The sequence below is a fragment of the Nevskiales bacterium genome (genome assembly GCA_035574475.1).
GTDB lineage: Bacteria > Pseudomonadota > Gammaproteobacteria > Nevskiales > DATLYR01 > DATLYR01.
Map to the genome: position 1 here is coordinate 1 of DATLYR010000009.1, position 10297 is coordinate 10297.

The following is a 10297-nucleotide window of genomic DNA, read 5'->3' on the forward strand; positions in this document are numbered from 1 at the left end:
GCTGAAGGCATCCGGGTCCGTATCCACACCCGCCGCCGTGGTCGAGCGGAACTTGCCCGATACCCCACCAATGGTCAGCACCGTTTCAGTCACGCTGTTGGCCGTGCTGGCCGAGGTGTGACGCACCTGCACCGTCTGGCCATTGGTGATGGAGCCAGAGACACTGGTCCAGGCCCCGCCATCGATGCGGTATTCGCCATTGCTGACCGACACCGGCGCCGGCGCATCGATGCCCGTGATCGTCACCACGTTCGAGCTGACCACCGTGTTCTGGGACACACCCGAGACGCTGGTGAAACTGAAGGGATCGGGCGTGGTGTCCGGCGGCGGCTCGCAGGCATCGCCGATGCCATCGCGGTCGCCGTCGGCCTGATCCGGGTTGACGTCGTTGGGACAGTTGTCGTCCTCGTCCGGGATCAGATCGCCGTCCGCATCCTGCAGCGGTCCGCAGCCGCGCGCGCGCAGATCCGGCTCGCTCAGCGTGCCGCCGTTGAGGCGGTAGGCCGAGCGGTAGTAGATCGAAACGTGGTTGGCCACGCAGCGGCCGTCGATCTTGTAAGGCACGTTGTTGCCGCTGACCGGATCCCAGGTGCCGGCGCCGATGCTGCTGGCGTCGGCGCTGTCGTCGAAGTGCGTGGCGACCAGGCGCGCGGTGGCGCCGGCGTCATCGCGCAGGTAGCGGTCGAACCAGGCCAGGGTGTAGTACATGGACACGCGCTCGCCGTAGCGGCTGGCCGGCAGGATCAGCGGCACGTAGGTCCACTCCAGATGCGTGCTGGAACGCAGCGACACACGCATGCTGTCCACGCCCGCCGCCACGAAGGCGTTGAACGCCGCCAGGCCGGAATCCGGGTTCGGCGGGCTGCTGGCGGGAGTCGGATTGAAGAAGTACTCCGCCGTCAGGCTCAGACCCGGCGCCTTGATCGGCGCGACCGCGCTCAGCGCATCCCAGCCGACGATGGCGCTGACGCAACCGTTACGCAATGCGCGCGGCTGACCCGGATCGCAGGCCTGCTCCTGGCCCACCTGCGACACCGCCGAGGCGCCCAGCGAATGGCCGGCCAGACCGATGCGCGTACGATCCACATCCTGCGCAAACGGATTGAACAGCTCGGTACCGAGCGTATTCGCGGAAGGCGCCCGGTAGGGATTGCCCTCGGACGACAGCAGCCAGCGCAGCGCATCGCGCGTACCCTGCACGAAGTTGTAGGCCTGCTGGAAGGGCACGCCCTGGGTGCCCGAAATCAGGCCGTTGTCCGCATGTGGGAAGGTTTCCGAGCGGCCCTGACCCTGCACGTCATAGGTCAGCACCAGGTAGCCGGCCTCCGCCAGGCCCTGTGCGGCCCAGTTGTACATCTCCTGGTAGCCCTGGATCGAGCCGGTGGTGATCACGATCGCCGGATACGGCCCGGGCACCGTCGCCGGCGGGCGGAACACGCGCCCGACCAGGCGCGCGCCGCTCTCGGCGATGAAGCTGACGTGATCCACGCGGCCGCGGCCGGCGAAGGCCCAGTCCTCATCCACACGATAGGGATCGGTACTGCGCCCGCCGGGGATGGTCTGCGCTAAGGTCAGGCGCGGACGGGTCGGGTCGGACAGCTGCTCCACCAGGTTGTAGCTGTAGGTACGCGGCGTGCTGCGTGCCAACAGCGCCAGGTGGAAGTCCGGGTTGGCGTACTGATCGGTCAGGCGCTGCGCCGAGCAGACCATGTTCATCAGGTCGCGCTGGCGCCACTCGTTGGAACCGGGCGCCGGATCTCCGGCCGGCTGGTCGCAGGCCGTGTTGCCGGCTGATGGGCCGGTGATCGGCAGGCCGAGCTGGTCGTTGAGTGCGTAAACTACGCCCAGCGCGTCGCGGATGGCGCAGATCTGGCCGCTCGGATCCACATCGCAGTAGCGATCCGAGAACTGGCAGAACGGCGCCTTGGGCTGCACCGCGCAGCCGATCACGTCGGACAGGATGTCGGCCAGCGGCTCGATGGCGCCGGAGGGGTCGTTCTCGACCAGCGGGTTCAGCACCACGCTCACCGGGCAGGCCGGATCGCGCAGGCCGCGCACGAAGCACTCGTTGCGCTGGTTGACCGACAGCAGTTCGACCAGCGGCTTGAGCACGCAGTCGTCGCGCAGCGGGTGGGTGTAGCAAGCGGCGAGCCCCTCGCGCAGGCCGTCCACGGACGGCGGCGATGCGGCGTTCGCGCCGTAGGCGGCCAGGGCCACGGTCGGCACCGCACCGAAGCGCGCGTCGCACAGCGCCTTGGCGGCGTCGCGGCTCTGCGGCAGGTCCTGCACGTCGGCGATGAAGCCGTCCACGCGCAGGAAGTGCGACATCTGGCAGATCGAGCCGCCATGGCTGCGCGGATAACCATGCGGGTCGCGGCCCTCCTCTGGTGGCACTTCGTCGATCGGCGGCGGGAAGACGTTGTTGGTGTCGTTCCACACCACCATCGCGCCGCCCTCGGCGCGGCCCGGGCTGCCGGCATACTGCAGGTTGACCAGGTCGTAGTACGGCACCACATCGGGGTGGCGCGCGTCGCTGACCTGGCGGCGGTCCACCGGTACGTTCATGGTGCGCGCCATCACGTCCACGCTCCACATCGTCACCTGGTGGTCGCCGAAGGCCGGGTGCAGCAGGACGTAGTTGTCCTGGCCATCGAGGTTGGCGTCGTCCTCCAGGCCGCCGTGCACGGCTGCGTCCGCTTCCGTGAGGTAGGCCGCATAGCCGTTGTTCTCGGCACGGTCCCACAGCATCTGCACCAGGCCGAAGACCAGGTTACGGTCCAGTTCGTCCTGGTAGGACAGGTACAGCGGCACCGAGTACAGACCGAAGTCGGAACTGCGGCGCAGCAGGGTCGAGTAGTTCATGCCCGGCACGCCGAACACGCCGCGATTGACGTCCTTGGACACGGCCACCACCGGGCCCGGCAGGATGCCGCCCTGCGAATTGCCGTAATAGAAGACTTCACGCCGGTCGAAGGCCGGCGGTGCGTTGGCATCGCCGTTGACGCGGAATTCCGGCCGCGAGGCGAAACCGGCCGGGTGCTGCATGGCGCGCGCCAGGAACATCCAGTTGAGCATGCCCTGCTGCGAGGCATCCGGAATGACCGGGAAGTTGGACATGTCCACCAGCGTACTGGCGACGTTCGGCAGGTCGCCCTGGGCGAAGCCGAACCAGTCGAGCGCACAGAACATCACATTGTGCGGGCCGCCGAGATTGCGATTGCCGTCATAGGTAATGGCTGCGCGCGACTGCAGCAGGCCATGCCCGTACAGCGAGGCACGCGCCGGCGCCCCACCCTGCCAGGCCGACTTCGGGATCTCGCAGGTGAACTTGGTGCTCATCTCGCCGACCGCGGCGGTGCGGTCCGGCAGGCCGTCGCCGTAGGCGGCGGCATTGACGTCGCCCGGCACGGCGTCCGGATGATAGTTCAACCGGTTGGGCGGGATGACGCTGCCCGAGGTGGCGATCTCCAGCCCGCCGAACAGCGAGGCGGACTGCGGGAACTGCTGGCGGATGCGCGTGAACAGGCCCTGCACGTTCGGGTCTTCCAGCGGCGAGGTGTCGGCCGGGCGCAGGTAGCTCGGCACCGTCAGCGTGCCCTCGATGCTCACCATTTTGCCGTCGTCGGCATTGGTGTTGATGCTCTCGATGGTGAACTTGGGCGGCGCGCAGTCGAGCTGCGCGGGATCCGCCGGCAGCGTGGCCGGCTCGACATGTTTGCTGCAGTCGGGGCCCAGGTCGCCCAGAAACGGCAGACTGAAGGGCAGCGGGCCATTGCGGTTGCGCAGCGACTTGAAGGCGTCGTCGCGCATGTGAGTCAGGCGAGCGGTCAGGTTTTGCGCGCTGGCCACGGTGAAGTCCCAGGCCAGGTACAGCGACTCGTCGCGGGCGATGCCGGCGCGCGCCAGCACCGGGAACACGCGCTCTTCCAGTGCCTCGCAACGCGCCGCGATCGGCGGCAGCGCGCTGTCGATACCGTCGCGGCAGCTGCGGAACGCAGCACCGGCCGGGATCGGGTTGCCGTCGGCATCCTTGAGGTTGCGCAGCACGACGACGTAGCGTTTGCCCGGGGTGAGGTTGCGCGCCGGACGCAGCAGCAGCGACACGCGCGGGTTCTGGCGCGCGACATTCTCGCCGCCGCCCAGCTCACCGGTCGGCAGCAGCATGCCGGCGTTGACGTCCATCTCGGCCCAGAACAGGTGCTCGCGGCTGTCGGCGTCGTCCTCGTCGGTGACCTCGAGCAGCAGGATCGGGGGTGCCACCCAGCCATTGGCCGTCGCCTCCGCCGTGAGCGCACGGCGGATGTCGGCGATGCCCAGTGCCTCGTGCGGCGCGTCGTAGGTCTGCTCCAGCGACAAGCCCGGGACATAAGTTGCGATCAGCGCACCCGGCGAGAAGCCGTCGTTGCGGTTCCACTCGCTCGGGTCGATGGGCTTGCCGGCGAGGTTGCGCGGCATCGCCAGCGGGCTGAAGTTGACGCGGCGGCCGGTAAAGTTTTCGGTGTCGTTCTTCGGCACCTCGAGCGTGTAGTGGTCGCTCGGGAAGGGGTACAGGCAGTGCGCCGGATCCAGCGGATCGCAGCCGCGCAGCTGGGCGTCGGCCGCGGCCAGGAGCAGCTGCGGGTCCAGGTCGCCCCCCGGGGCCGGCACCCCGCCCAGCAGGTCGGCCAGTGCGTCGAACAGGCCGCAGACCGGCGCGATGGGGGTGTCGCCGGCGAAGTCGTGGCAGCTGCCGGCCAGATCGTCCGCCAGCCCGGCGAGACGGGCCAGCACGCCGTCGAGCAGCGCGGTGCCGCGGGCGTATTCCGGCACGTGCTCGCTCGGCGCGGCCTCGAACAGCGGGATATAGCCTTCGCTGCGCAGCAGCGGCGCCGTCAGCGGGCCCAGGGAGACGGTTTCTTCATAAGGCAGTGCGGTGGGGATGGGGCCTTCCCACTCGCCGAACTCCTCCTCGGGAATGATGTAGCCGAAGGAGTTCTGGGTCAGGCCCAGCAGCATCGTGTGCACTTCCGGCCGCGCCTCGCTGGTCGCGCTTTCATTCGCCAGGCGGCGGATGTACTGGCCGAAGGTGTTGGTGGCCTCGCCCGGAATGGTCACGATCTCGAGCCGGTTCCGGTCCGGATCGGCGGCGTCGGCGGTGCCGATGCTGATCCGACTGACCAGCGTGCGCGCGACCGGCGTGAGCTGCGGCAGCTGGTTGCGCGCGGCCTCGACCGCCTCGATCTGGCCGTCGAGCGCGTCCAGACCGGGGATGTCGTCGCGCGGAATCTGGGTGAACTGGTAATAGCCGTTGAAGGCGCCGGCGGCGCCCAGCGCCACGAAAGCCGGGTTGGTGATCGGCAGCACCACGTCGGCGTGGCGCGCGCTGATGACCGGATCGAGCGGCACACTCTGGGTGTTCAGGAACTGGATCGCACGCTGCGCCAGTGCGCGGCCGCGATTCTTGACCTGCTCGTACTTGTTGGAACCGGGCGTAGGCCCGGAGGCCGAGGCGTCGGCGATGGGCCCGTTGTAATACAGCGCCGTGCCGCCATAAACCCGTTCCAGCTCCAGCTCGGCGCCGAGCGGATAGTCACCGTGCGGGACGCGGTAGGTCTGCCCGTTGGCCGCACGGTAGTCGCCGGTGCCGACCGAAGTCGGATGCGCGGCGTACTGCAGCAGCGTGCCGATGACGGCATCATCCGCGATGCGGCGCGCCTGCAGTACGCTGACGGTGGTGTCGGATTCCTCGTCGCCGTTGGCCTTGGGCCGGCGGTAGCTGTTGAAGTCGCCGTCGTAACCGCGCGCCATCGTAAGCTGCGCCGGCGCCGCGTTCTGCAGCGCCTCGCTCACCGCCTGCGCCGCGGCCTGGTAGAGCACCTGGTTGATCCACGCGCGCGGCACGCCGCCCCACAGCCCCTGCAGATCGGCGCCGGCATGCGTGTGCGTCTGGCCGATGAGGATGTTAGCCGGTTCCAGGCAGGCGTTCGCCGCGCAGCTGGCCTGGACAATCGCCGCCTTCAGGCCGTCCTGGATGAGGTTGCCGGCACCGACTGCGTCGAGCGTGACGAAGGCCACGCGCGCCCCGCCCGGCTGCTCCAGCGTCAGCACCCGCACCCAGGTGTGGTCCTCGCCACAGTGCTCGTCGTCCATCTGCGTGACACCGGCATCCAGCCGCGCCTTGTTGAAGCAGCGCGCCCTGGCCTCGGCATTGCCGGCCTGGGTGATGTCGAACGCCGGCGTGACCCCGCCATAGCTGGGCAGGATCTTGACCGGGCCGATGCCGAAACCGCCCAGATGGAAAAACTGCCGCCGCGTGCCGCCGGCGTAGGATTCGGTCTGACCTGCGATCTGCGCGTCGCTGGGCGTGATGATGCGCTTGGCCGCCCCGGCGCGCAGCGGCGCCGTCTCGGCAGCCGCGGCCGCCGAAGCCAAGGCCAAGACCAGGGACGCCAGCAGGCGGGTGGCACGAATTCCGGATAGGCACTTGCGCATGTTCTCTCTCAGTGTTCGCACGGGACAACGGTGCGGGGGCTTGGTGGGTGGCTTCATGATCGCCCACCGGGCAGCCGCTGACCCGCCCCGGGCAGGTCGCTGACATATCCTGTAATAGCGGCGCATCTGCATCTTCGGAGTCAACGCCAATCGATTTGGAAATCGCGCCACGGCCGGCTGTCGGGTGTCTGTCGAAACACGGTAGGCTTAGGGCCGTCCTTTACCACTGCGAGGACCGGCTCCCGGCTCGAGGCGGATGATTCAGAACCCCCAGGCGGTACTCCAAGCGGTCACCGACTTCGCCAATGTCGAGTTCCGCGCGCGCATCGGCCTGTTCCTGGAGCGCGCGCTGCAAACCCTGCGTGACCAGCCCTATACCAGCTTCTCGGCCCGCCAGCAGAGCCGCGTGGCCGAGCGCTGGCTGCAGGCGCACAGCGCCGCACTCCAGTCCAGCCTCCACCAGCACCTGGTGCGGGCGTTCACCGCGCCACCTTCCAGCAAGCCGGTGTCCTATGACGAGCTGCAGCTGCTGGACGACGAATCGCTCAAGGTGGTGATGCTGCGCGCCCAGCTGGTCAGCAGCGTGATGGAGCGTGCGCGCGAGTCCGTGGTCGCGCTCGAAGTGCGCCTGGAGGCGCTGAACCAGGCCGGCGCCCGCATCAACAGCAAGGCCTTTACGCCCGGCGCGATTGCCGACGGTTTCCTGGACACGCTCCGGCAGCTGGACGTGCCGCCCGAGGCGCAGATCGTGCTGATGGAGGCCTATCGCGACCGCGGCGCCGACATGCTCACCGAGTTCTACCGCGACCTCAATGAGCTGCTGGCCGGCAAGGGCGTGATGCCGGGTTTCAAGTACGCGGCCATCAAAACGCCGCCGGCGCGCAGCAAGGCGCGCAGCGGTCCGGGCGGGGGTGAAGGCGATGCAGGCGGCACCGGTAGCGGACCCGGGGGGGGCGCGGGCGGCGGCGTGGGCGGGCGCGGCCCAGGCGGTGCCGGCGGCGACGCCAAGACTGGCCTGGACCTGGCGCCACCCTGGCCGGCGGTCTCGGCCGGCAGCGCGCTGCCGGCGCAGTTCGCGCAGCTGCTGGACGCCAAGCTGACCGCCATGCAGCAGGCGCTGGCCCACCTCACCGCCGAGACCTGGCAGCCGGGCACCTTGCGCGACACCTTCAAACTGCCGCCACCCATCTCGCTCTCCCCGGAGCAGGAAGAATCCATCGACCACATCGAGGCGGTGTTCCTGGACCTGATCCGCGACACCCGCATCAGCGCGCGCTTCCGTACCGAACTCAACCGCCTGATCCTGCCGCTGATGAGCCTGCGCCTGTCGGATGCCGAACTGTTCAAGAACCCGGAAAACCCGGTGCGCCGCTTCATCCGCCAGCTGGCGCTGCTGGGCTTTCGCGACAAGGAGTTCCCGATCGAGGCTTTCGAGCACATCAGCCTGATCGTCGGCCGCATCGTATCCGAGCGCGGCCAGGAGCTCGCCAGCTTCAGCAGCGGCGCCGACGCGCTCTATACCATCGCGCGCAACGAAGTGCGCCGGCAGCTGGAGGCGCGGCAGCAGGCGCGCAAGCCGGCAGTCACGGCCGAGACCGATGCGGCAGTGCCCGAAAGTACGGTCGCCGAATCCCATCGCTTCGTGCAATCCGCGTTGCGCACGATGTCGGCCGGCCTGCACCTGCCCACCGTGGTGCAGCACTTCGTGCTGCGTCTGCTGGCGCCGTGGATGATGGCCACCTACCAGCGCCACGGCGAAGACAGTGACCAGATGCGCGACTGCATCCTCTACGCCAGCGAGTTCTTCGAGCTGTTGACTGCGTCTGCTAGCGAGGAAGAGCACCGCCGCAAGGTGCAGCAGCGCAAGCAGGCCCTGGAGCAGATGGCGCTGGAAGCCTTGCGCAGCCGCACGCAGAACGAAGAAACCGTAATCCTGCTGGAGGGCCTGGCGGAATACTTCGAGGAGCTCAATGCCAGCCCCGAGGCCGGGCTGACGCGCGGCGCCACGGCGGAGGAAGACGCCTTCGTCAGCTACCTCGACGACCTGCCGGTGACACGCGCGAGGTGACGTCATGTCCGTAAGCTCTTTCCCTGCCCTATCGAGGGCAGGTGTTTCAGCAGCCGGCTAAGCGCCCGACTGAATCGGCTGCGACAGCACCCACAACCCTGCCACAGTGAACAGCACCATCAGCGCCAGCATGGGCAGCTGGCTGAGCAGCGCCTGACGCCGCGTTGCGTACAGATCCAGCGCCACGCGGTGTGCGAGAGAGACGCTCACCACGTGCCCAAGCACGATCAGCCCCACTTGCACGTGCCACACGAAACCCGCATCCGGAATGATGCGGTATTGCAGCCAGTCCGCAGTGCCGAACAGGTCCCAGCCGCGGCCGAGCGGGTCGGAGGCCAGGCTGACGATCTTCACGCCCTGCGTCTGGATCAGGGTGTAATAGTGGGTGATGTTGTAGACCAGCGCGATCGGCAGCAGCGGGGGCGCGAAGCGCAGTGCCAGCTCGCGCAGCGTATACGGCGCGGCCACCAGCCAGCGTGTCAGTCCGACGAAGGCCAGGTATACGGCCGCATACAGGAACGGCGTCAGCGCCAGCCAGGCGCTCTGCCAGTACAGGAACAGGCTGCGCATGGCCGGGAAGGCCGCCAGCGGATTCGCGCCGACGTAATCGCGCAGCACCGCCTGGTACAGGTCCAGCCAGAACAGCTTCTTCCACAGCACGGTCTCGCGCAGCCCGTCGAAGGCCGTGGACGACAGCATGAACAGCAGGAACAGCACCAGGCTCATGCGCTCCGCCGGCGCCAGCGCACCGCTGCAGGGCGCGCGCAGCCGCAGGCGGCCGCCCTGCCCGTCCTGCCCCGGCGGCACGTAGTCCACCGGTGCCAGCGTGGCGATCAGACGGAAGAACACCGCCAGGAACTCGCAGTAGCGGAACCACTCGCGGGCGCCGAACAGCCCGGCGCCGGCCAGGTTGATTGCGGTATAGACACTCAGCATGACGGCCAGCGAGAACGGCGTGTTGCGGCCGAACAGCTCGATCCAGATGAAGGCCATGTAGAAGACCAGCGCCGGCCAGTAGCCCAGGCGCTCGGGGTAGTGCAGCCGGCCGCGGGCGTAGCTCGGAAACAGGCGGCCGATGCCACCGGCGAGCACTTTCCAGGGATTGAGTGCGGCGTACAGGTCGCCCACGAGCGCAGTGAGGTAGGCAAAGCCCAGCAGGAACACGATCCAGAAGAAGGTCATGTTGAAGTTGCCGTAGGGACTGTTGCTGCCGACCAGGCCCGTCACGATGCACAGCAGCAGTCCGCCGACGCTGAGCGCCTGCAGCAGCGGCATCAGGCGGTGCAAGCCCTGGGCCAGGCCGCTGCCCGACAGTTCGCACGACCAGGGTCTGCGCCCGCGGTCCGCGGCACGCATGAAATAGCCCGTCACCAGAAAGGACAGGACCAGCACCGACGCTGCGCCCCAGGCATAGAGCCAGAACGGCACCGGCAGGTTGTAACTGCGGCCGAAGGAATGGGCCAGTGCAACACCCGGCGTCATCGGCACCAGGCTCGTGGTCACAAGCAATAACCGCATCCGCACCGGCCGGAACCCCGCCTCCCAAATTTCTACTATATACGGGGCATGCCCGCGGCCTTAGGCTGGCTAAGCTGTCGTGAGGAAGGCCTGTGCTGCCACTCGCGTGGCTCTGGCACAGGCACTGATCGGGGGAACATCATGCGCACGCTGTCCGTCCTGCTCATCGTCCTGTCGGCCGCGCTGTGCCTGAGCGCCTGCGGTGGCGATTCGGACCCGGACCGGTTTGTCAACAACCGC

Annotated in this window: 3 protein-coding genes; 1 reads left to right on the forward strand and 2 read right to left on the reverse strand. The window is 68.3% G+C overall.

The window, feature by feature from the left end:
- Window positions 1-6471, reverse strand: a 6471-nt coding sequence (locus VNJ47_00505) for a hypothetical protein (GenBank protein ID HXG27314.1), incomplete at its 3' end; no start/stop codon positions are given.
- A gap of 256 nt (window positions 6472-6727) precedes the next feature.
- Between VNJ47_00505 and VNJ47_00510 the strand changes: the two genes are divergently transcribed.
- On the forward strand, window positions 6728-8539 hold the full coding sequence (locus tag VNJ47_00510; GenBank protein ID HXG27315.1) for a DUF1631 family protein: 1812 nt from the start codon (window positions 6728-6730) through the stop codon (window positions 8537-8539).
- Between the two features lie 57 nt (window positions 8540-8596).
- Here the strand turns inward: VNJ47_00510 and VNJ47_00515 are convergent, their stop codons facing one another.
- Window positions 8597-10042 (reverse strand): hypothetical protein, encoded by a 1446-nt coding sequence (locus VNJ47_00515; GenBank protein ID HXG27316.1) that lies wholly within the window; start codon window positions 10040-10042, stop codon window positions 8597-8599.
- Between the last annotated feature and the right edge of the window lie 255 nt (window positions 10043-10297).

Coding starts and splice junctions, on each gene's coding strand:
- VNJ47_00510 (HXG27315.1), top strand. CDS start 6,728: ATGATTCAGAACCCCCAGGCGGTACTCCAAGCGGTCACCGACTTCGCC.